The sequence below is a fragment of the Thalassotalea profundi genome (genome assembly GCF_014653195.1).
GTDB classification, from domain to species: domain Bacteria; phylum Pseudomonadota; class Gammaproteobacteria; order Enterobacterales; family Alteromonadaceae; genus Thalassotalea_B; species Thalassotalea_B profundi.
The window spans coordinates 92,931-116,177 of sequence record NZ_BNAH01000011.1 but is presented as its reverse complement, the minus strand read 5'-3'; the positions used below and the strand labels follow the sequence as shown (position 1 = coordinate 116,177).

17 protein-coding genes are annotated in these 23,247 nt (G+C 37.9%); 16 read left to right on the top strand and 1 reads right to left on the bottom strand.

Annotation, left to right across the window (positions count from 1 at the left end):
• The first annotated feature begins 21 nt into the window (after positions 1-21).
• The 8 genes from atpG (at position 22) to IE155_RS13635 (ending at position 9,584) form a co-directional block, all read left to right on the top strand.
• Positions 22-882, top strand: a complete 861-nt coding sequence (gene atpG, locus IE155_RS13670) for a F0F1 ATP synthase subunit gamma (RefSeq protein WP_189378806.1) — start codon at positions 22-24, stop codon at positions 880-882.
• A gap of 57 nt (positions 883-939) precedes the next feature.
• Positions 940-2,325 (top strand): F0F1 ATP synthase subunit beta, encoded by a 1,386-nt coding sequence (gene atpD, locus IE155_RS13665; protein ID WP_189378805.1) that lies wholly within the window; start codon positions 940-942, stop codon positions 2,323-2,325.
• Between the two features lie 69 nt (positions 2,326-2,394).
• Positions 2,395-2,814: a F0F1 ATP synthase subunit epsilon gene (locus tag IE155_RS13660; RefSeq protein ID WP_189378804.1), complete on the top strand. Its 420-nt coding sequence runs from the start codon at positions 2,395-2,397 to the stop codon at positions 2,812-2,814.
• Between the two features lie 220 nt (positions 2,815-3,034).
• Positions 3,035-4,615 (top strand): alkaline phosphatase, encoded by a 1,581-nt coding sequence (locus tag IE155_RS13655; RefSeq protein WP_189378803.1) that lies wholly within the window; start codon positions 3,035-3,037, stop codon positions 4,613-4,615.
• Between the two features lie 29 nt (positions 4,616-4,644).
• The gene (locus tag IE155_RS13650; protein WP_189378802.1) at positions 4,645-6,537 is read left to right on the top strand and encodes an alkaline phosphatase family protein; all 1,893 of its coding nucleotides are present in this window, start codon (positions 4,645-4,647) and stop codon (positions 6,535-6,537) included.
• A gap of 94 nt (positions 6,538-6,631) precedes the next feature.
• Positions 6,632-7,372, top strand: coding sequence for a hypothetical protein (locus IE155_RS13645; RefSeq protein WP_189378801.1), 741 nt, complete (start codon positions 6,632-6,634; stop codon positions 7,370-7,372).
• A gap of 98 nt (positions 7,373-7,470) precedes the next feature.
• Positions 7,471-8,832 carry a bifunctional UDP-N-acetylglucosamine diphosphorylase/glucosamine-1-phosphate N-acetyltransferase GlmU gene (glmU, locus tag IE155_RS13640; RefSeq protein WP_189378800.1) on the top strand — a complete coding sequence of 454 codons (1,362 nt, stop codon included), beginning with the start codon at positions 7,471-7,473 and terminating at the stop codon, positions 8,830-8,832.
• Positions 8,832-9,584, top strand: coding sequence for a substrate-binding periplasmic protein (locus IE155_RS13635; RefSeq protein WP_189378799.1), 753 nt, complete (start codon positions 8,832-8,834; stop codon positions 9,582-9,584). Before glmU ends, IE155_RS13635 begins: the two co-directional genes overlap by 1 nt.
• A 28-nt stretch (positions 9,585-9,612) precedes the next feature.
• On the opposite strand, the gene IE155_RS13630 is transcribed toward IE155_RS13635, so the two are convergent.
• The gene (locus tag IE155_RS13630) at positions 9,613-11,247 is read right to left on the bottom strand and encodes a methyl-accepting chemotaxis protein (protein ID WP_189378798.1); all 1,635 of its coding nucleotides are present in this window, start codon (positions 11,245-11,247) and stop codon (positions 9,613-9,615) included.
• A gap of 238 nt (positions 11,248-11,485) precedes the next feature.
• Here IE155_RS13630 and IE155_RS13625 point away from each other — a divergent pair, with 238 nt between their 5' ends.
• From IE155_RS13625 to IE155_RS13590, 8 genes are all read left to right on the top strand, one after another.
• On the top strand, positions 11,486-12,247 hold the full coding sequence (locus tag IE155_RS13625) for a DeoR/GlpR family DNA-binding transcription regulator (protein WP_189378797.1): 762 nt from the start codon (positions 11,486-11,488) through the stop codon (positions 12,245-12,247).
• A gap of 18 nt (positions 12,248-12,265) precedes the next feature.
• Positions 12,266-14,098, top strand: coding sequence for a glutamine--fructose-6-phosphate transaminase (isomerizing) (gene glmS, locus IE155_RS13620; protein WP_189378796.1), 1,833 nt, complete (start codon positions 12,266-12,268; stop codon positions 14,096-14,098).
• 424 nt (positions 14,099-14,522) lie between these two features.
• Complete coding sequence (locus IE155_RS13615; RefSeq protein WP_189378795.1) at positions 14,523-15,467, top strand: DUF5655 domain-containing protein; 945 nt, start codon at positions 14,523-14,525, stop codon at positions 15,465-15,467.
• A gap of 11 nt (positions 15,468-15,478) precedes the next feature.
• Complete coding sequence (locus IE155_RS13610; protein ID WP_229817320.1) at positions 15,479-18,319, top strand: type I restriction endonuclease subunit R; 2,841 nt, start codon at positions 15,479-15,481, stop codon at positions 18,317-18,319.
• Positions 18,319-19,854, top strand: coding sequence for a restriction endonuclease subunit S (locus tag IE155_RS13605; protein WP_189378794.1), 1,536 nt, complete (start codon positions 18,319-18,321; stop codon positions 19,852-19,854). Before IE155_RS13610 ends, IE155_RS13605 begins: the two co-directional genes overlap by 1 nt.
• A gap of 91 nt (positions 19,855-19,945) precedes the next feature.
• A complete protein-coding gene (locus tag IE155_RS13600) occupies positions 19,946-21,427 on the top strand; it encodes a type I restriction-modification system subunit M (RefSeq protein WP_189378793.1) in 1,482 nt (493 codons plus the stop codon).
• Between the two features lie 12 nt (positions 21,428-21,439).
• On the top strand, positions 21,440-22,909 hold the full coding sequence (locus tag IE155_RS13595; RefSeq protein WP_189378792.1) for an anti-phage dCTP deaminase: 1,470 nt from the start codon (positions 21,440-21,442) through the stop codon (positions 22,907-22,909).
• Positions 22,902-23,054, top strand: coding sequence for a hypothetical protein (locus IE155_RS13590; protein WP_189378791.1), 153 nt, complete (start codon positions 22,902-22,904; stop codon positions 23,052-23,054). Before IE155_RS13595 ends, IE155_RS13590 begins: the two co-directional genes overlap by 8 nt.
• Positions 23,055-23,247 lie beyond the last annotated feature (193 nt).

Below are 23,247 nucleotides of genomic sequence, written 5' to 3'. Positions count from 1 at the left end.
ACCTTTTCGGGAGATATAGTCATGTCCGGCGCTAAAGAGATAAAATCGAAGATTGGAAGTGTACAAAATACACAGAAAATCACCAGCGCAATGGAAATGGTTGCAGCTAGTAAAATGCGCAAAGCGCAAGATAGCATGGCTGCCTCTCGTCCATACGCTGAAAATATGCGAAATGTGATCGGTCACATCGCGCTAGGTAATTTAGAATTCCGTCACCCTTATATGGTTGAACGTGAAGCTAAGCGCGTAGGTTATATTGTTGTCTCAACAGACCGAGGTTTGTGTGGTGGTTTAAATATTAATTTATTTAAACAGGTACTTGCTGATGCTGGTAAACAGCAAGCAGCTGGCGCTCAAGTTGAATTTGCCGTAGTAGGCTCTAAAGCTACAGCCTTTTTCAATAATATGGGGGCTAAAGTCGTATCACAAATTTCAGGATTAGGTGATAACCCTTCACTTACTGATTTAATTGGTAGTGTTCGTGTTATGTTAGATGCCTATGATAATGAAGAGATAGACAGGTTGTACATCGTATATAATAAATTTGTAAATACGATGACGCAAAAACCGACAATCGATCAACTTTTACCTTTGCCTAAGTCAGATGATGACGCTTATAAGCATCGCTGGGATTATTTATACGAACCAGATGCTCAAGAAATTCTTGAGCAAATATTAGTTCGATATACAGAATCTCAAGTATATCAAGGTGTGGTTGAAAATCTCGCATGTGAACAGGCTGCTCGTATGGTTGCAATGAAAGCTGCAACTGATAATGCGGGTGACTTAATTGATGATTTACAATTGATATATAACAAAGCTCGCCAAGCAAGTATTACTCAAGAATTGAGTGAGATTTGTGCAGGTGCAGCAGCGGTATAAGCAAAGGTTCTTTGTTTATTTTAACAGTAAATAAGAGCACAGATTAGAGGATTAAACATGAGTACAGGTAAAGTCGTCCAAATCATTGGCGCAGTTGTGGATGTAGAATTCCCACAAAATGCTGTACCTCAGGTATATGACGCATTAAATATAACCGAAGGTGACCTAAGTGGCTTAGTACTAGAAGTACAACAGCAATTAGGTGGTGGCGTAGTTCGTACTATCGCTATGGGATCTTCAGATGGTTTGCGTCGTGGTCTGAACGTAGTAAACACAGGTGATAATATTCAAGTTCCAGTAGGTACTGCAACTTTGGGTCGTATCATGAATGTATTGGGTGAGCCTATCGATGAAGCGGGCCCAATCGGTGAAGAAGAAAAATGGTCAATTCATCGCGCGGCACCAGCATATGCTGAGCAAGCGATGTCTAATGAACTTCTTGAAACTGGTATCAAAGTAATCGACTTGGTATGTCCATTCGCTAAGGGTGGTAAAGTTGGTTTATTCGGTGGTGCTGGTGTTGGTAAAACCGTTAACATGATGGAACTTATTCGTAACATCGCGATTGAGCATAGCGGCTACTCAGTATTTGCTGGTGTAGGTGAGCGTACTCGTGAAGGTAACGATTTTTACCATGAAATGAACGACTCTAACGTACTTGATAAAGTATCGTTAGTTTACGGCCAAATGAACGAGCCTCCAGGAAACCGTCTTCGTGTTGCGATGACTGGTTTGACGATGGCTGAAAAATTCCGTGACGAAGGTCGTGACGTATTATTTTTCGTAGATAACATCTACCGTTACACACTTGCGGGTACTGAAGTATCAGCATTGTTAGGTCGTATGCCGTCAGCGGTTGGTTATCAACCAACACTTGCTGAAGAAATGGGTGTTCTTCAAGAACGTATTACGTCAACGAAGAAAGGTTCAATCACATCAATTCAAGCGGTATACGTACCAGCAGATGATTTGACCGATCCATCTCCAGCAACAACCTTTGCTCACTTAGATGCAACTGTTGTACTTTCTCGTGATATCGCATCGCAAGGTATCTACCCTGCTATCGATCCACTTGATTCTACTTCGCGTCAATTAGATCCGTTAGTAGTTGGTGCTGAGCATTACGAAACAGCTCGTGGTGTTCAATCAACATTACAACGTTACAAAGAACTTAAAGATATCATTGCTATCTTAGGTATGGATGAGTTATCTGAAGAAGACAAGTTAGCGGTTAACCGTGCTCGTAAGATTCAACGTTTCTTATCACAACCGTTCTTTGTTGCTGAAGTATTCACAGGTTCACCAGGCAAGTATGTACCGCTTAAAGACACAATTGATGGCTTTAAAGGTATTCTTGCTGGTGAATATGATGACTTACCTGAGCAAGCTTTCTACATGGTTGGTTCTATCGAAGAAGCAACTGAAAAAGCTAAAAATATGTAATGAAGGCTGGCGGTTAGTTTTCTAGAAGTCATTTTTAGTAAATTTTAATCGCCTATTTTGGAGGTCAACATGGCAATACTTTCTGTAAATCTGAGTGTCGTTAGTGCAGAAGAGAGCTTATTCTCTGGTAGCATAGAGTCATTACAGATCACAGGTAGCGAAGGTGAATTAGGTATTATGCCTGGTCACGCACCTTTGCTGACCTCACTAAAACCTGGTATGGTTAGAATCGTTAAGAAAGGTGGAACTGAAGAAGTTATTTACCTTTCTGGCGGTATACTTGAAGTTCAACCTAATAACGTAACGGTACTTGCTGATATAGCTGTACGTGGTGATGACTTAGATGAACAAGCTGCAACAGAAGCAAAACAACGCGCTGAAGAGAAATTAAATGCTCATAGCGATGATGTTAATTATGCTGAAGCAGCTGCTGAATTAGCTCGAGCAGTAGCTCAATTACGTGTAATTCAAGCAACAAGCAAAAAATAACAGTCATTCTATAACTTACATTAGTTTTAGTGATTAAAAAGCGACCTTATCCTTAGATAATGTCGCTTTTTTTATGCAATAATTTCATCAAAAATTACTGAAATATATCTATCACATAAGTGTAAGTTTAACGTAATTATTATGTAACCTAAATTTAATCAATACACCTTACTTTAGTTCAGTCTTTTACTTTATATAACTGAATCTGGAGTAACATTAAATGATTAAGCAAGGATTATCACTTGTAATAGCCAGTTTACTATCGTCTGGAGCGTTAGCTCAGACGGTACCTGCTAAACAAACCTCTAATACTTGGTACAAGCAAGGCCAAGAAAAAATAATAGAAAAATTACAACAACAACGATCTGTAAAAGCAAAAAATGTCATTTTATTTGTAGGTGATGGCATGGGGGTTTCTACATTAACCGCGGCTCGAATATTGGATGGACAGCTTAAAGGTGAAATGGGTGAAGAAGGTTATTTGAGTTTTGAAAAATTCCCTTATTCAGCATTAGTTAAAACATATAATGTAGATGCACAGACACCAGATTCTGCAGGGACAATGACAGCAATGATCTCTGGATTGAAAAGTGATGCGGGTGTTATCGGTGTGAATGAGGATGTCGTTCGAGGTAATTGTGCTTCAACAAAAGGGAATGAAGTTGTTACTGCATTAGAGTTAGCTGAAATTCGTGGCTTATCAACAGGCATTATTTCTACAGCTCGTATTACACATGCAACCCCTGCCGCTGTATATGCTAAATCTGCGGATCGCAATTGGGAAGATATTTCAGATATGTCAATAACTGAAAACCCAGAACGTGCAGAATGTGAAGATATTGCTTCTCAACTTATTAACTTTGAATCAAATCTAGAAAGCCGTTTTAAAGGTGTTGATGTTAATGGAATAGAAGTAGTAATGGGTGGTGGACGTCGTCACTTTTTACCGAAAGACGCTACATTTAATAGCATTGATGCTGTTAGTTCAATTGAAGGCGACCGTACAGATGATCGTAACTTAGTAACTGAATGGCAAGAGAAATATCCCGAGGGTACTTATATAGTAGATAAAGCAGGGTTTGATAGTATTGACGCAGATTCAACCAAACAAGTATTTGCTTTATTTAATGAATCGCACATGCAATATGAAGCAGATCGTGAAAATGATATTGCTGGTGAACCAAGCTTGGCAGAAATGACAAGTAAAGCGATAGATGTGTTAGATAATAATGAAAAAGGATTTTTTCTAACTATAGAATCAGGTCGTATTGACCATGCACATCATGCAGGAAATGCAAAAGGTGCTTTATTAGATACCATTGAATTGTCTAAAGCAGTACAGGCTGCAGTTGATGCAACAAACGAAGAAGACACCTTAATTATAGTGACGGCTGATCATAGTCATGTATTTACTATCGCTGGCTATCCTAAGCGAGGTAACCCTATTTTAGGCAAGGTAGTTGCAGTTGGTTCCGAAGAGCCATCTTTGGCGAGTGATGGTATGCCTTATACCACAGTAGGTTATGCAAATGGCTTAGGTTATAGGGATTTAGGTAATGAAACTGATTCAGATGCTGCTTATAGCGAAGGTGCGATGGCAGGTCGAGTTGATCTGAGCGCTGTTGATACGACGGCTAACGGATTTCATCAAGAAACTACTGTTCCGCTTGGCTCAGAAACCCATGCAGGTGAAGATATTTCAGTTCACGCAATAGGCCCTAGCGCACATCTTATCCAAGGTACCGTAGAACAAAGTGTCATTTTTCATTTAATTAACCGCGCACTTGGTTTAGTTGAGTAGTCTGTAAAAGAATTTAAGGATTTAAGAACATGAAAAAATTTATTATATCAGCAATAACAGTCTCACTAACATTAGCATTGAGTGCATGTGGTGACGGTGATGATGGCAAAGATGGTGTCAATGGTATTAATGGTAGCGACGGTGAAAATGGCTTAATTAGCTTAATAAAGCAAACGGCTTTACCTATAGGCGATAATAACTGTTTAAATAGTGGCGTTAGAATAGAATCAGGACTTGATACAAACAGTAATAATGTCTTGGATGAGAATGAAGTGAGTGATACTCAGTATGTTTGTGCGCCAACAATAACTGAAATTACAGCAGCCGATATTGCTTCTAACAGCTACAATCCATGGTATGTAGACGGAGCAGCGGAAATTACAAAAGCTGAAGCCGTATGGGAAAAAGTGACAGCTCAAGTAAATAAATCAGCGTCAGCAACAAAAGTAGCATTTGCAAAAACACAAGCTGAAGTAGAAAGCCTTCGCGGAAAAGCAAAGAACGTTATTTTATTTGTAGGTGATGGTATGGGTGTTTCAACCGTTACAGCGGCTCGAATTTTAGAAGGCCAAACTAAAGGTTTGATGGGGGAAGAAAACCAATTAAGCTTTGATAAATTTCCGTTTGCAGGTCTTGTAAAAACTTATAATGTTGATGCGCAAACACCAGATTCAGCAGGTACTATGACTGCGATGATGTCAGGTGTCAAAAGTGATGTAGGTGTTATAGGTGTAGATGAAAATATTGTTTATGGTGATTGTTCAACTGTATCAGGTAATGAGATGATAACCGCATTAGAATTAGCGGAAATAGCAGGTAAATCAACAGGCATTATTTCAACAGCACGTATAACTCATGCAACACCTGCGGCTACTTATGCAAAATCAGCTAATCGAAATTGGGAAGATGTTTCTGATATGCCACAAAGTGCTATTGATGGTGGTTGTGAAGATATCGCTTCTCAATTAGTTAACTTTGAAGCAAATTTAGAAGCACGATACGCAGGGATAAATGTTGATGGCATTGAAGTGGTTATGGGGGGCGGTAGACGTCACTTTTTACCTAAAGATGCTGCATTTAACAGTGCGGATGCTGTGAGTAGTGTAGAGGGAGATCGAACGGATAGTCGTAATTTAATTACCGAGTGGCAAGGACAATATCCGCAGGGTTCATACATAATGGATAAAGCGGGGTTTGATAGCTTAAATACTAGCACTACTTCACGGTTATTTGGTCTATTTAATGAGTCTCATATGCAATATGAAGCAGATCGTGAAAATGATATTGCTGGTGAACCAAGTTTGGCTGAAATGACAGCAAAAGCAATTGATATTCTTGATAATAACGAGAAAGGATTCTTCTTATCAGTTGAGTCAGGTCGAATTGACCATGCTCATCATGCAGGTAATGCATATAATGCGTTAAAGGATGCTATTGAGCTTTCAAAGGCTGTACAAGTTGCTGTAGATGCAACGGATGATGAAGATACTTTGATAATTGTTACAGCCGATCATAGCCATGTATTTACTATTGCAGGCTACCCTAAACGCGGTAACCCAATTTTAGGTAAAGTGGTAGGGGTTGGATCTGAAGAAGCGTCTTTAGCAAGTGATGGCATGCCTTATACCACGGTAGGTTATACCAATGGATTAGGTTACAGAGATTTAGGTGATGAAACCGATGCTGATGCAGCGTATGCAACTGGCCCTGTAACAGGTCGAGTTGACCTCTCTAATGTAAACACTCAAGCGCCAGGCTTTCATCAAGAAGCGCTAGTACCCTTAGGTTCAGAAACACATGCTGGTGAAGATGTTGGCGTTTATGCGATGGGGCCAGGTGCTCAACTTGTTACTGGAACTAATGAACAAAGCTTAATATTTCATATTATGGAGTTTGCTGGGGATTTAAGTAATACACAGTAAATATGTATTAAATAGCAAAAATGGGGGCTTAGCCCCCTTTTATTTTAATTAAATTTATACCATCAAGATGACCAGACTCAAATACGGAAAGAAAATGAAAAAAAGCCTTATCTTTTTAATTACAATTATCAGTCAAATAAATAGCTTTAGCTTAAATGCAGCAGAAACTTGTTTTGAAAATCTAGGAGCAATTTATAACATAACAAACTCAGTTTTAAATACCGAACACCATAAAAACAATAGTATAGATGAAGGGACAACATTTGAATTATGGCGAAAAGGTAATGAGTTACTTCACATTACTCCTCAAAAAGAAATGACAATTAAATGGCATAAGTTGATTAATGGAGATGTTCGTAAAGTGAATTTTTTTGATCAATATGAACGAGGCATTGAATTTGAACCAATAAAAATTTCTAAGGAAAATTGGCAACTGAAACAACAATTAGTTTCAGATAAGCAAATAGAAAAAATGACATTATCAGCGACAAAAGGTAAAGGCTGTGAACGTACTGAACATTACCAGTTGAAAAATGAAACGACTTCTATTGATTTATGGTGGTTTCCGTCATTAAAACTTGCCCAAAAAATAATTTATACTGATAAAAATAATTCAACAACATGGTTATTAAAAAATAAAATAGTATCAAAAGATACTATAGCTAATGTTTTTAATAAAAATGAACATTATCAAATGACCGACTACGCAGATATTGGTGATAATGAATCTGACCCTTTTTTAAGAAAGATGATTCATTTAGGATTTGTTGCGCATGGAAATAGTGGCTTTTATGATGCACAAGGTAATCAGTTATCGACTAAGCATCAGCATTAACTAGAAACTTATCACTATTTAGGACTAGCCCATAGGTAAATAACAAGGGTACAATAATATCAACGTACCTCAATGAAAAAGTAATTAACGGAATTTTTATGTCTCTTTCAGTTGTTATTCTTGCGGCGGGTAAAGGTACTCGCATGCGTTCATCTCTTCCTAAAGTACTTCATCCTATCGCAGATAAGGCAATGGTTAGCCATGTGATAGATGCAGCAAGAGCATTAAATGCAGAAAACATTTATCTTGTTTATGGTTTTGGTGGTGACGTTTTAAAAGCATCGATTAACGGCGATGACTTAACATTTGTTGAGCAGAAAGAACAATTAGGTACTGGGCATGCAGTTAACATGGCTGCACCCTACTTAAAAGATGATGAAGATGTCTTAGTTCTTTATGGTGATGTACCTTTAACTCAAGTTTCAACACTTGAACGATTAATTACCGCAAAACCAGATAAAGGTATGTCGCTACTTACAGTTGAATTAACCGATCCTACGGGTTATGGTCGAATTGTAAGAGTTGATGATCAAGTGGTGGGAATTGTTGAGCATAAAGACGCTAGTGCCGAACAGCACAAAATACCCGAGGTAAATACAGGAATATTGTTAGCCAATGGCAAAGATTTAAAGAATTGGTTAGCCAATCTTTCAAATGATAATGCACAAGGCGAATATTACTTAACAGATATTATTGCAGCCTGTCATAACGAAGGTAAGGTAATTAGTACAGCACATCCTGATTCAGCTATTGAAGTTGAAGGTGCTAATAATAGAGTACAATTAGCCGCTTTAGAGCGAGCCTTTCAATTAAGAGAAGCTGAAGCATTAATGTTAGCAGGCGCAAGCCTTAGAGACCCTAATAGAATAGATATACGTGGTCGTATGCTTATCGGCGAAGAAGTCAAAATAGATGTAAATTGTATCTTTGAAGGTGAAGTGGTTTTGGCCAATAACGTTAGTGTTGGCGCAAATTGTATCTTGAAAGATTGCACCATTGGTGAGAATACCGTCATCAAGCCCAATACTATTATTGAAGGTGCCGTCATTGGAGATGAGTGTTCGGTTGGTCCCTTTGCTCGTATTCGACCAGACAGTGTGATGAATAAAGATTCTCACGTTGGGAATTTCGTTGAAATGAAAAAAACAGTATTAGGTGAAGGTAGTAAATCTGGGCATTTAACTTACTTAGGTGACACCACTATTGGTAAAAATGTTAATATTGGTGCAGGAACAATTACCTGTAACTACGATGGCGTTAATAAATCTCAGACAATTATTGATGACAATGCTTTTATCGGTTCAAATAGTTCATTGGTTGCGCCTGTTTTTGTTGGGTCATTTGCGACAGTTGGTGCAGGCTCTGTAGTAACCAAAGATGTCGAAAATAAAGAGCTTGCAATAGCTAGAGGCAAGCAAAAAAATATTATTGGTTGGCAACGTCCTGTTAAAAAACAATAATGTTAAATTTGGTAAAATGGCTATTAGTTTGTATTACTCTGAGTGTTCATATAAATGCTCAGAGTAATAGTATTCGAGTGGTAACTGACGAAAGAAAACTACTCCAATATTTAGTTGATGGTGAAGCTCAAGGACCAAGTGTAGATATCTTAAGGATGTTATTAACACAGGCAGACCTTGAAAGTGAAATTGAATTTATGCCATGGACTAGAGCATATAAAATTGCACTCGAAAAACCTAATACCTTGATTATGTCAATGATAAGGACACCTGAAAGAGAGAATAAGTTTCATTGGATAACTAAAGTCAGTAACACCTTTTATGCGTTTATATCTTTAAAAGATGATGTAAATAGAACTAACTATACATTAGCAGAAGCTCAATCAAAGATTACTGTGACTGTAAGAGGTTCTAGTGCTCATGCTTACTTAATTGAAAAAGGTTTTAGTGAAAAGAAAAATCTATATTTAGTAAGTAGTATTGAGGATATGACAAAATTGCTGGTTAATAAAAAAGTAGATTTGGCTTTCACAAGCCCTGCCGTTTTTAGTAATTACTATTTATTAAAAAACTTAAACAGTAATGATTTTGTTAACTATAGCCCTATCAAAGATAGTTCGAAAGAAAGCTATATTGCGCTTAGCAAGCCTTCTGATGATAACCTCTTAAAAAAGCTCGTAAATGCTCAAGAAAGTATAGAGTTAACCAATGAGTATCATGAGCTTATCGATTTTAAGTCACTAAAATTTTAATTAAAGCATATCCATAAAGTGAAATAACTTAATTTAACTTAAATCGAGAAACTGAGTTATTAAGGTCTTGAGCTAAACTTAAAATAGCAGTTGCATCACTTCCATTATCTTTTGCCATTTGATAATTACTTGATGTTTGATCAGACAGCTCGGTAATATTTCTACTCACATCTTCAGCAACTTGGCTTTGTTCTTCAGTAGCTGTAGCTGTTTGAGAAGAGGCTTCTATAACATTCTGTGATGCAGTCGCAATTTTAGCAAAAGCATCAAGGGTTTTTTCTGATAAATCAACGCTGCTTTGTGTGGCTTCATTGCCTAAATTTATTGCTGTAACTGCTTCTTTAACGCCTTTTTGTAGGGTTTCAATCATCACTTGAATATCTTCGGTAGACTGTTGAGTACGTGCAGCTAATGTTCTAACCTCATCAGCAACAACAGCAAATCCCCTACCTTGTTCGCCTGCACGGGCTGCTTCTATTGCAGCATTTAACGCTAATAAATTTGTTTGCTCCGCAATGCTACGAATAACATCTAACACAGAGGCAATATCGGTAGAGTTTTCAGATAATTTTAAAATAACTTCAGTGGCTTTACTTACCGTTTCAGATAGCCCTTGAATTTCTTTTACAGCTCTTCCTGTTATTTCAGTACCATCTGTTGTTAGTAAATTGACTTTGTTTACTTCTTCTGCGGTTAAATTAGCATTTTGAGCGACTTCCTTTATAGCATAAGACATTTCATTAATGGCGGTAGCAATGGCATCAACAGAGTCTGTTTGCTGCATACTAGTGCCTTCTATTTGCTGTGCACCAGCGTTTAACTTGTTTACTCCGTCTATTACAGCGTTAGACTGAGTAACAATTGAGTTTATTAATTGGGCTAAACCATCGATAAAGTTGTCAAAATTATTGGCAACATCACCAATTTCATCTTTACGCTTACTGTTAATACGCTTAGTTAAGTCACCATCACTGGTGTTTAATGCACTGAGTTTTGCAGATAAATTTTCTAATGCATCTGCCATCGTTTTCGGTGCAAAAATACCGAGGGTAACAGTTAAAATAATAACAATGATACTAACAATAGTTAAAATAAACTGCCCACGATCTACTACCTCTAGTGTTTCTTGATGAATAACGGCGCTCTTTTTATCGGCAATTTCTCCCGCCAAATTATAGAAAACTCTAAGTTCTTCAAACAGGGTGTTTGATTCGCCATTACTTAATGCCTTAGCTTGAGCAATTTCACCCCTTTTAATTAAGTTAAATACCTCAGTTGATGAAACTACCCATTGGTCATAAGAAGCCTTAAAACCACTAAGTGAAGAGGCAACGTCTGGAAATACAGAAAGTAATTGATTGTATTTTTGCATGCGATCAAATGCTTGTTGAGCATTCTCTTTAAAATCAGCAAAGTTTTGATTGATTTGTTCTGTATTACCCTCACTTGATATTGCTTGAAGTTCTGCAACTCTCGCTTGGTATAAATCTCTATCGGCATTTAAAATAGCAGAAATACCAGGGTTAAATGTTTGACCAAATAAGTTCATCCCACTTTGGGTTTTATTAATTAAATTAAAATTCATCAAAACTAAAACAATAAAAAATATCGCGATAATACCAAATGCGGCTGTATATCTAACCCGGATACTATTAAAATTCATTTTACAATTCCTTCTAGTAAATATTTTAAAGTAAGTTTGAATTACACAAACCTACAACCCCCTAACCAATTGCGATAGTTATTTATTTTCTTTATATGCAACCAAACTTTAGGAATGTTATTACTTACTTAATATAGTAAATAATTAACAAAATGCGCAAAAAATAAATTATTGATTAAATTAGTAGAAAACCTATAATATCTTTCGTTTTGAAATTTAAACTGGTCAATCGAAAGATATGTCAAAAAGAAATACCAAGCAACGTCGAAATATTATTATCACCGAACTTAATCAACATGGTGAAGTTAGCGTTGATCAATTGGCAAAAAAGTTTGAAACTTCTGAAGTTACTATAAGAAAAGATTTAGCTGCACTAGAAAATAGCGGCTTATTACTTAGAAGATATGGTGGTGCTGTGCCATTACCAACAGAATTAATAGAGCCAAAAAACGACAAAGTTTCGAAACGAAAGATTGCTATAGCGAAAAAGGCAGCCAGCTTAATTAGAGATCATAACCGTATTATTATCGACAGTGGCAGCACTACATCAGCGTTAGTTAAAGAGCTTGGTAAAAAAGACGGTTTAGTGGTTATGACTAACTCTCTTGCTATTGCCTCTGATATTCACGCCTTAGAAGACGAGCCCACCTTATTGATGACCGGGGGTACATGGGACCCCCATTCAGAATCTTTTCAAGGTAAAGTAGCTGAAAGTGTATTGCGATCGTATGACTTTGATCAATTATTTATCGGTGCTGATGGCATAGACATTGAGCGAGGTACTACGACCTTTAATGAACTTTTGGGTCTTAGCCAAGTTATGGCGGCTGTCTCTCGAGAAGTAATTGTAATGATTGAATCTGATAAGTTTAATAGAAAAATACCGAACTTAGAAATTCCATGGACACAAGTTCATACGCTGATAACCGACGACGATTTATCAGAAGAAATAAAACAAAAACTTATAACGCAAGGCGTTAATTTAGTGTGTGCTAAGTAATAATTAAGGATTAATAATATGTGTGGAATAGTAGGTGCGGTTGCACAACGTGATGTGGCAGAAATATTAGTTGAAGGCTTAAAGCGGCTAGAATATCGAGGTTATGATTCTGCTGGTGTAGCTATTATCGGTAATGATCAAAAATTACAGCGGGCGCGACGCTTAGGAAAAGTACAAGAATTAGCTGACGCATTAAAAACTGATCCATTACTGGGTGGTACTGGTATAGCTCATACACGCTGGGCTACACATGGGGCACCTAGTGAAATAAATGCGCATCCACATGTGTCTAGTGACAATATTGCAGTTGTTCACAACGGTATTATTGAAAATCATCAAATGCTTAGAGAAAAATTACAAGCTCTAGGTTATATCTTTACTTCTGAAACTGATACAGAAGTTATTGCGCATTTAGTTCATCATGAATTAAAAACGGCTGATACGCTTTTAGCTGCCGTACAAACAACTGTTAAACAATTAGAAGGTGCCTATGGCACAGTAGTAATGGATAGCAATGATAACAGTCGTATTGTGGTAGCTCGTTCGGGTAGCCCGTTAGTTATTGGTTACGGTTTAGGTGAAAACTTTATTGCCTCAGATATGATGGCATTATTACCGGTTACCCGTAAATTTGCCTTTCTTGAAGAAGGTGATGTTGCAGAAGTCACGCGATATGAAGTTAATGTTTTTGCAGCTAACGGCGAAGCGGTTATTCGTGAAGCTAAAGAGCATGATGTTAGCCAAGAAAGCGGTGATAAAGGTGAATATCGTCACTACATGCTTAAAGAAACCTATGAGCAACCTACAGCTATACGCAACACATTAGAAGGGCGTTTAGTGGGTGGAAAGCTTGATAATAATGCATTTGGTGAAAACGCGGATGATATATTTAAAGAAATTGAACATGTTCAAATAATTGCCTGTGGTACTAGCTATCATTCTGGTATGGTTGCTCGCTACTGGTTAGAAGCTATAGCTGGCGTTTCTTGTAATATTGAGATTGCGAGCGAATTTCGATATCGCAAATCCCATGTCCCTAAAAACGCACTAATTGTTACAATTTCACAATCAGGTGAAACAGCAGATACATTAGCTGCGCTACGTTTAGCGAAAGATTTAGGTTATCGCGCTAGTTTAACTATATGTAACGTAAAAGGTTCTTCATTAGTACGAGAATCAGATTTAGCTTTTATGACTAAAGCTGGTGTTGAAATTGGCGTTGCTTCAACGAAAGCCTTTACTACTCAATTAGTCGGTTTATTAATGATGACTTTAGCTATAGGTAAACATCATGGTATGACTGAAAAAGAGCAACAAGATATTGCTCAATCGTTAATGATGCTACCTAATAAACTTGATGAAGTATTAGCCCTAGCTGATTCTATTGAAGAGTTAGCAGAAGACTTTGCTGATAAGCACCATGCTTTATTTTTAGGTCGTGGAGATCAATACCCTATCGCAATGGAAGGCGCATTAAAGTTAAAAGAAATTTCTTATATTCATGCTGAAGCCTATGCCGCTGGTGAATTAAAACATGGTCCTTTAGCCTTAATTGATGCTGAAATGCCAGTTATTGTGGTAGCGCCGCAGAATGATTTAATTGAAAAATTAAAATCAAATGTTGAAGAAGTTCGCGCCCGTGGTGGTTTAATGTATGTATTTGCAGATACCGACGCTAAATTTGATAGTGATGAAACAATGACAGTAATAAACGTACCGCATTGTGATGATATTATCGCTCCTATTGTTTATACCCTACCGTTACAATTACTTTCATATTATGTTGCCATTATCAAAGGTACAGATGTGGATCAACCAAGAAATCTTGCAAAATCAGTGACGGTGGAATGATCGAAATCATACAAGTGAAAAGTGTGCACGTTAAATAATGTTCGAAACAGTATTTAATGTGCGCAACTTAATTGAAAGTACGAAACTTATAAGTTCGCGCCTGGTATAGAGTACGAAACAAAACGGTCACGATATGTGGCCGTTTGCATATTTAGTTGATCAAGGATGTATGCACTTTCACTGATATTGAATTGTCAGATGGATATCTTTGCGAAAATCAGAGTTGAAATGCGAGCGAATAACAGAAGTTAGATTGAAGTTTTTAATTAACCTCAAAGGATACTTATCATCACCACCTTAATATTTACGCCTGACTAACAGTTGTTACCACTTTATTCAATCAAAACAAAAGTTTTAATGATTTAAAGGTCAAAATTATTTATATTGAAGAGTTATAAACTTTGGGTAGTTACGCAGGACGCAAATGAGCGATATAAAGTTATTCCAATTAGACCAAGCAAAAGGCTCTGCACTAGAACTAGTACGAGCACAAGCTAAGCTTGAGAAAGACTTGCAGCAGCTCGTCGAGTCACAGATGGGAACCTTCCTGAATGTAAAGTTCCTTGCTTCAGAATTTACTACCTCAAACGGTGGTCGAATTGATTCACTTGGTGTAGATGAAAATGGTTGCCCAGTCATCATAGAATACAAACGACACACCAATGAAAACGTAATTAATCAAGGGCTGTTTTATTATGATTGGCTTATCGACCATAAGGCTGAATTCAAGTTACTCGTAATGGAAAAGCTCAGCAGTGAAGCCGCTGACAATCTTGAATGGGAAGGTGCACGCTTAATTTGTATCGCTTCTGACTTTACCAAGTATGATGAGCACGCGATAAAACAAATTGATAAAAACATTGAGTTGATGAGATACAAGTATTTCGGAGAGGATTTGTTTTTATTAGAGTTGGTAAACAGCCACTCATCCAACCGTTATTCTCCTAACCCCGCAGCCGTTGCTCTACCAGAGAAAACTGTTGAAGAAACTTCAAAAAAAGAGCGCAAGGATTATCATCAAAATCGAATCGCTGCCGCAAGTGAAGAGCTTTTAAAGCTTTATGAGCATATTTGTGAGTTTGGCCTGTCACTCGGTGACGACGTGCAACGCAAGGAACTAAAGTTTTACACAGCACTTAAAAAGATTAAAAATTTCGCAAGCGTTCAAGTATGGGCACCATTACAAGACCCTTCATTAAGAATTTATCTAAACCTAAATCCTGAATCTGTAGAGCTTAAAAAAGGTATGGTCAGTGATGTTAGAGGTAAAGGGCATTGGGGAACTGGTGATCTAGAGGTTATCGTCCGAAATATTGAAGAACTGGATATAGCAAAGCAATTAATAAAGCTAAGCTTCGAACAAAACTAGGGAGAGTAAAGTTGGTAAATCAAAACGCAGAACAAATAGCCCGCGATAAAATTGATGAGATGCTCAAACTTGCTGGTTGGACTGTGCAAGGTAAAAACAAAATCAATCTTAACGACGGTATTGGGCAAGCTATTCGTGAATACCAAACAGATGTAGGCCCCGCCGATTATGTTCTTTTCGTTAATAAAAAAGCTGTTGGTGTCATAGAAGCTAAACGAGAAGAAGCAGGTGAGAAAATCACTGCCGTAGAAGATCAAACCAAAGGTTACGCCAAAGCAAAGCTTAAATGGGTAAACAATAGCAAGCCACTCCCTTTTTTATATGAAAGCACTGGTGTTATTACACGCTTTACAGATGGTAGAGATCCCAAGCCTCGCTCCCGTGAAGTTTTTAGCTTTCATCGACCTGAAACGTTAAAGGCTTGGGTTGATCAAGGAAACTCTCTTCGTGCTCGGCTGCAAGATATTCCACCGTTAAACCCAGCAAAGCTACCTGCAAAGGATTTAGGGCTGCGTGATTGCCAAGAAATAGCGATAACAAACCTTGAAGACTCGCTTCAAAAAGCAAGGCCAAGAGCGCTGATTCAAATGGCAACAGGCGCTGGTAAAACTTATACCGCCATTACATCCATGTATCGCATTCTTAAACATGCCAAAGGTAAGCGTATTCTCTTTTTAGTAGATACTAAAAACTTGGGTGAGCAAGCCGAGCAAGAAATGCTCAACTTTACGCCGAGCGACGATAGCCGTAAGTTCACCGAACTACATGTTGTTCAGCGCTTAAAATCAAAGTTTGTGCCTAAAGATGCTGAGGTGTGTATTAGTACCATCCAGCGAATGTACTCCATTTTAAAAGATGAAGAGTTAGACGAAACATTAGAAGAACAAAACCCAGCAGAGCAACTTACCAAACCTAAAGAGCCTGTTCCTGTTGTTTACAACCCTAAAGTACCAATCGAGCATTTTGACTTCATTTTTATCGATGAATGTCACCGCTCAATCTATAACTTATGGCAACAAGTATTAGATTACTTTGATGCTTTCCTAATTGGTCTAACAGCAACACCAGATAACCGCACTTATGGTTTCTTTAAGCAAAACGTTGTCAGTGACTACAGTCACGAGAAAGCCGTTGCTGATGGTGTAAACGTAGGTAATGAAATCTTTACTATTCAAACCAGAATTACTAAAGAAGGTGAAACGTTAAAGGCTAAACAGCAAGTAGAGCACCGTGAACGTGTAACACGTAAAAAGCGCTGGGAACAACAAGACGAAGACGAAAATTACAGTGCAAAGCAGCTAGATAAAGATATCGTAAACCCTAGCCAAATTCGTACAGTCATAAAAACCTTCAAAGAGAGTTTACCTGTCATTTTCCCTGACAGGGAGCATGTGCCTAAAACATTAATTTTTGCAAAAACCGACAGCCATGCCGACGATATTATTCAAACGGTTCGAGAAGAGTTTGACGAAGGTAATTCTTTTTGTAAAAAAATCACCTACCGTGTAAAGAAAGATAAAACAGATAAAGACGGTAATATTATCGAGCAAGGTGAAGATCCTAAATCGGTACTCTCTAGCTTTAGAAATTTATACGAACCTCGCATTGCAGTGACCGTGGATATGATAGCAACAGGTACAGATATAAAACCACTTGAGTGCCTTGTGTTCATGCGTGATGTTAAAAGCCGAAACTATTTCGAGCAAATGAAAGGTCGCGGAACACGCACTTTTGACCATGATGAATTAATCAAGGTAACGCCAGATGCAAAGTCTGCAAAAACGCACTATGTTATTGTTGATGCAATTGGCGTTACTAAATCACTTAAAACAGCGAGTCAGCCTTTAATCACTAAACCATCTGTACCACTCAAAGATTTGGCTATGGGCATTATGATGGGGGCTAGTGATACTGACTCGGTAAGTTCACTTGCTGGCAGGTTAGCACGATTGAACAAGCAGCTAGATGCCAACGATAAGAAGCGAATTGAAAAGGTATCAGGTGGTGTTTCAATTACTCAAATGGTAGTTGATTTATTCTCGGCCATTGATGGCGACAAAGTAGAAGAGCAAGCGTTAATACTGGCAAAACAGCCAAAAGGCACAGACCCAGGCGAAGATAATCGAAATAAAGCTCAGGCTGAGATGGTAAGTAAAGCTGCCAATGTCTTTAACGGCGAGTTAATTGAGCTTATCGATACCATCCGCCGAGATAAAGACCAAAAGATAGATCATGACAACATTGATGAAGTACAAATAGCCGATTGGGAAAAGGCGACCACTGAGCAAGCATCAGATATTTGCAAAGAGTTCGTTGAATATCTAGAGCAAAACAAAGATGAGATTACCGCGTTGGAAATATTCTACGACCAACCACATCGTCGTCGTGAAATCACCTTTGATATGGTCAAAGAAGTGCTCGAAAAACTCAAATCAGATAAACCTAAACTAGCCCCACTAAATGTATGGCAAGCGTATGAATTACTCGAAGACCCTGACAATAAAAAAGAACAGGGTAATAAGCCAATTAATGAGTTAACCGCTTTAGTCGCATTAATTCGCCGTATAGTAGGCATTGATGATAAACTCTCGACCTTTAATACCACCGTCAGCAAGAATTTCCAAACGTGGATCATGAAGCACCACTCAGGTAGCAACCAAAAGTTCACTAAAGAACAAATGGCGTGGCTACATATGATCCGTGAACACTTTGTTAATTCATTCCATTTTGAATTAGATGATCTGGAAATGTCACCATTTGATGCACAAGGTGGTTTAGGCAAGATGTATCAACTCTTTGGTGATGATATGAATAAAATTATAGATGAATTAAATAGTGAGTTAGTAGCTTAGTGAGTGACTTAAATAAAAATAACTTACCTGTTGGTTGGGAGATAGATGACTATGCAAATATAGTTACAACTATTTCTACAAATGGGAAAAAAGTTAATCAGAAACAGTATGAAGTATCAGGGAAATATCCAGTTATAGATCAAGGTAAAGAAGATTGTAGTGGGTATTGTAACGATGAAGAAAAAGTCATAGATGCAAACTTCCCTATCTTGGTTTTTGGAGATCACACTAGGGCTGTTAAATCAATCAATAATCCCTTTGTGGCCGGAGCTGATGGCGTAAAAGTTCTTCAGCCTAGTGGAGCAATTACACCGAAGCTTTTATTTTATTTCACCCAATATCTAGCGATATCAATCAAAGATAAAGGGTATGCACGACATTACCAGTGGGTTGCTAAAGAGCTTATTGGCATTCCACCAGAAAATGAACAAATCCGTATTGTTGAAAAAATAGAAGAGCTATTCTCTGAATTAGATAAAGGAATTGAAAGTCTAAAAACCGCTAAGGCACAACTTGCTGTTTATCGCCAAGCGTTGTTAAAACATGCTTTTGAAGGCAAATTAACCGAAGAATGGCGGAAGGATAATGCTGACAAGCTTGAATCGCCGGAACAGCTTCTCCAGCACATTCAACAAGAGCGCGAAGCTCGTTATCAAGAGCAGTTTGACGACTGGAAACAGGAAGTAGAAAAATGGAAAGCTGATGGTAAAGAAGGTAAAAAACCAACAAAACCTAAAAAGCCTAAGATATTTCCGGCTCTTGAAGAGAAAGAAATCGGTGCTCTTCCTGTATTACCAAAGAACTGGCAGTGGATTAGATTAGGTAATTTAATTAACGGTTCAGCTCAAAACGGAATTTACAAGCCAAGTAGTGACTATGGTCAGGGTAACTATATAGTACGAATTGATGATTTCTATGATGGAAGTTTGGTAAAGAAAGATGGCTTTAAAAGGCTAACACTTACTAAGGAAGAGCTGAAAACTTATGCTCTTGAGCCTAGCGATATACTAGTTAATAGAGTTAATAGTATTGAGTATTTAGGTAAGTGCTGTGAGATACCAAAGCTTGATGAACCAATAGTTTTTGAAAGCAACATAATGAAGTTTAAGGTACTAAATGACTTTCTAAAAGGAAGTTTTTTAACGTCTTACCTTTCCAGTTTTTCAGGTAAAAACCGTATTTGCGACAATGCAAAACATGCTGTTAATCAAGCAAGTATAAATCAGACTGATGTTGGGATGACGCCCGTTCCCATTTGTTGTATCAACGAGCAAAATCAAATTGCAGATATTCTCGAACAAAAGTTAACCGTAGTTGAGCATGAATTATCCAATATTGAAATTAACCTCAAAAAGTCTGACATTTTACGACAATCAATTTTAAAGAAAGCTTTCTCAGGTCAAATAGTACCTCAAGATTCTGGTGATGAACCCGCGAGTGAGCTGTTAAAGAAAATTGCGATTGAAAAACTAGAACTAGCTGAAAAACTAAAAGCCGAAAAAGAGGCTGCCCGAAAAAGCAAAAGCTATTGCTAAAAAAGCAAAAGCATAATATTACGATAGGTCACGCTAAATATGAGTATTCATGAATAAGCGACTATCCCAAAAAAGAATTAAGTGAAAAATAATGAACGCACAAAGTATAGTATCTAAAGTTTGGAGTTTTTGTACTACCTTACGTGATGATGGTGTCGGTTATGGTGACTACCTTACCCAACTAACTTACCTTATCTTCCTTAAAATGGCAGATGAGTACAGTAAACCACCTTATAACCGTGATGTCGGTATACCTGAAGAGTTTAATTGGCAGAGTCTCAAAAATGAAACAGGCTCAGATCTTGAAGTGCATTATGTAACCACACTGAGAGAGCTAGCTAAAAAACCTGGCATGTTAGGGCAAATATTTACTAAGGCTCAAAACTACATCCAAGACCCGTCAAAACTAAAGCGCTTAGTTGAAATGGTTGATGATGTAAATTGGGTGATGATGGGATCCGACACTAAAGGCACCATCTATGAAGGCTTATTAGAAAAGAACGCCGAAGATACTAAATCTGGTGCAGGCCAATACTTTACACCTCGCGATCTCATCAAAACGATAGTTTTATGTATGAGACCAGCACCAAATCAAACTATTGCTGATCCTGCCTGTGGTACAGGGGGATTCTTTTTACATGCATATGATTTTATTACTGATCCGAAAAACTACAAACTAGATAAACAGCAAAAAGCGTTTCTTAAAAATGAAACCTTCTTTGGCAACGAAATTGTCGCCAATACTCGCCGCCTATGTTTAATGAACATGTTTTTACATAACATCGGTGAAATTGACGGTGAAAGTCTCGTCAGTGGAGATGACTCATTAATATCTCAACCGTCTCGAACCGTAGATATGGTTCTTGCTAACCCACCATTTGGCAAGAAAAGTAGCATGACGTTTACCAATGAAGAAGGTGAACAAGAAAAAGACAGCCTAACCTACAATCGACAAGATTTCTGGGCGACTACCTCAAACAAACAGGTAAACTTCGTTCAGCATATTCGCAGCATGTTAAAAACAACAGGCCGTGCCGCTGTTGTATTGCCGGATAATGTACTGTTTGAAGGAGGAGCAGGTGAAACCGTCCGTAAGAAGCTAATGGAGAGCACTGAACTTCATACCATTTTACGTTTACCAACAGGTATCTTCTACGCAAATGGTGTAAAGGCGAATGTATTATTCTTCGACAACAAACCTGCACAAAAAGGCGCATGGACAAAAGACATCTGGTTCTTCGATTATCGCACCAATGTTCATCACACCTTGAAGAAAAAGCCAATGACAATGGTTGACCTTCAAGAGTTTGTTGATTGTTATAACCCTGAGAACAGACATGACCGAACAGAAACATGGAACGAAGAAACAAACCCTGAAGGTCGTTGGCGCAAATACACTCACGAAGAAATTTTATCGCGTGATAAAACTAGCCTAGACATCTTCTGGTTAAAAGATAAATCGTTAACCGACTTAGAAAACCTGCCTGAGCCGGAAGAATTAGCTGGTGAAATAATTGAAAACATGGAAGCAGGGCTAGATAGCTTCCGCCAAGTATTGGCCGCATTACAATAATAAGGATATAAGATGCAAATTGAGAACTTTTCAAACGATTGTGAAATAGTTATCGGGTTAGTTGCACCTGTTGGTGTTAACTTAGATGATGTACATAACCGCTTCGCTTCATATTTCAATCAATTCAGATACGAAGTTAACTATATTCACCTTTCTCAAGTTGCAAAGGAGTTTCAAGGTACAGCAACAGGCCCACACACTGAGCAAAGTCGTTTAGACACTGCCATGAATACAGGTAATGCCCTAAGACAATCGAGTAAGCGAGGAGATTTACTTGCTCTGTTAGCGATAAATGAAATTAATAAAAAGCGTTCAGGTGAAACACCTGAGCCTTTACCTAGGCACGTTCACATTATTAGATCACTCAAGCATCCAGATGAAGTTGAAACTTTGAGGCAGGTCTACGGCCCAGGTTTTATCCTTTTGGGTATATCTTCCAGTATAGAAAGCAGGAAGCGCTATTTAAAAGATGAGAAAGGAGTTCCTGAAGAGGAGCTGGAAAGGTTAATTGAGAGGGACGATAAAGAATCTGATTCATTTGGACAAAGTACAAGAGATGTATTCCAAACGGCTGACGCATTTGTGACATCAGATGACGCAGACTCTTTATCAACACAAATAGGCAGAACGCTCGACTTATTATATTCCAAACCCGTAGTCCCTCCGACAGCTGATGAATATGCGATGTTTATGGCATATGCTGCATCTCTTCGTTCTGCCGATTTATCTAGACAAGTGGGAGCTGTTTTAACTAATCAAGAGTCAGATATTTTAGCTACAGGTGCTAATGATGTGCCCAAATCAGGAGGTGGCTTATATTGGCCTGTTGATGGTGAAGATAATAGAGATTATGAATTAGGTAAAGACTCAAACGAAGAGCAAAAAAATAAAATCATATTAAACATCATGAAAAAGTTTAGTAACCCTGAAGAAACAACTGACGAGGAGTTATTAAAAGAAGGCAAAAAGAAGCTTAAAGACACGGGGTTATTAGATATTACCGAGTATGGACGAGCTGTTCATGCTGAGATGGAAGCACTTTTATCCTCAGCAAGAAATGGAATTTCGACTAGAGATGCTAATTTATATACAACAACTTACCCTTGTCATAATTGTGCTAAACACATTGTAGCTTCCGGCGTGAAAAGAGTTTTATACATAGAACCTTATCCAAAGAGCTTTGCGACTATACTTCACAATGACTCTATCAATGCTGAAGGCAGCCCAGGTGAGTCAGAAAAAGTGATGTTTGAACCATTTGTTGGCATAGGGCCAAGAAGGTTTGTTGATTTATTTTCAATGAATTTAAGCAGTGGCAGGAAGTTGAAACGTAAGGAAAATGGTCTGTTAAAAGAATGGAACCGGAGAGACTCAGAGCTACGAGTTCCTATGACTCCCTTGTCTTATTTAGATGCAGAGGTTATGTTAATAGAGCAGCTCGATGAAATTAAAGAATCAGCGAAGGAAAATAAAAATGACTAGTACAGAGAAAAACATTACAAGAGCAAAACAAGTCGTTGATAGTTGGCCTACATGGAAGAAAAATATTCAGCTAACCAAGTATAAATCTGCTTCAAAAGAAAACACTCAAGCCACTCAAAAGCAACCACAGCTGCAATGTGGATAACTTTTTTAGTTAAATATTAGCGACATACATTTTTGTCGCTCACATCTTTGGTTTTTTTAGATAAAGCTAAAGTTGTTTTCCATCAAAACTTCTTTTGAAACAATTTGGCTTTAAACATATATCTGATTTAAACATATGGCTAGCCGTCTTTAATTGTCACTTTTGTAAAAGCTTGAACTAAAATAAAGAACAG

Bases quoted from the DNA above. Each gene is read 5' to 3' on its own strand.
- atpG (WP_189378806.1), top strand. From the start codon at position 22: ATGTCCGGCGCTAAAGAGATAAAATCGAAGATTGGAAGTGTACAAAAT.
- atpD (WP_189378805.1), top strand. From the start codon at position 940: ATGAGTACAGGTAAAGTCGTCCAAATCATTGGCGCAGTTGTGGATGTA.
- IE155_RS13660 (WP_189378804.1), top strand. From the start codon at position 2,395: ATGGCAATACTTTCTGTAAATCTGAGTGTCGTTAGTGCAGAAGAGAGC.
- IE155_RS13655 (WP_189378803.1), top strand. From the start codon at position 3,035: ATGATTAAGCAAGGATTATCACTTGTAATAGCCAGTTTACTATCGTCT.
- IE155_RS13650 (WP_189378802.1), top strand. From the start codon at position 4,645: ATGAAAAAATTTATTATATCAGCAATAACAGTCTCACTAACATTAGCA.
- IE155_RS13645 (WP_189378801.1), top strand. From the start codon at position 6,632: ATGAAAAAAAGCCTTATCTTTTTAATTACAATTATCAGTCAAATAAAT.
- glmU (WP_189378800.1), top strand. From the start codon at position 7,471: ATGTCTCTTTCAGTTGTTATTCTTGCGGCGGGTAAAGGTACTCGCATG.
- IE155_RS13635 (WP_189378799.1), top strand. From the start codon at position 8,832: ATGTTAAATTTGGTAAAATGGCTATTAGTTTGTATTACTCTGAGTGTT.
- IE155_RS13630 (WP_189378798.1), bottom strand. From the start codon at position 11,247: ATGAATTTTAATAGTATCCGGGTTAGATATACAGCCGCATTTGGTATT.
- IE155_RS13625 (WP_189378797.1), top strand. From the start codon at position 11,486: ATGTCAAAAAGAAATACCAAGCAACGTCGAAATATTATTATCACCGAA.
- glmS (WP_189378796.1), top strand. From the start codon at position 12,266: ATGTGTGGAATAGTAGGTGCGGTTGCACAACGTGATGTGGCAGAAATA.
- IE155_RS13615 (WP_189378795.1), top strand. From the start codon at position 14,523: ATGAGCGATATAAAGTTATTCCAATTAGACCAAGCAAAAGGCTCTGCA.
- IE155_RS13600 (WP_189378793.1), top strand. From the start codon at position 19,946: ATGAACGCACAAAGTATAGTATCTAAAGTTTGGAGTTTTTGTACTACC.
- IE155_RS13595 (WP_189378792.1), top strand. From the start codon at position 21,440: ATGCAAATTGAGAACTTTTCAAACGATTGTGAAATAGTTATCGGGTTA.
- IE155_RS13590 (WP_189378791.1), top strand. From the start codon at position 22,902: ATGACTAGTACAGAGAAAAACATTACAAGAGCAAAACAAGTCGTTGAT.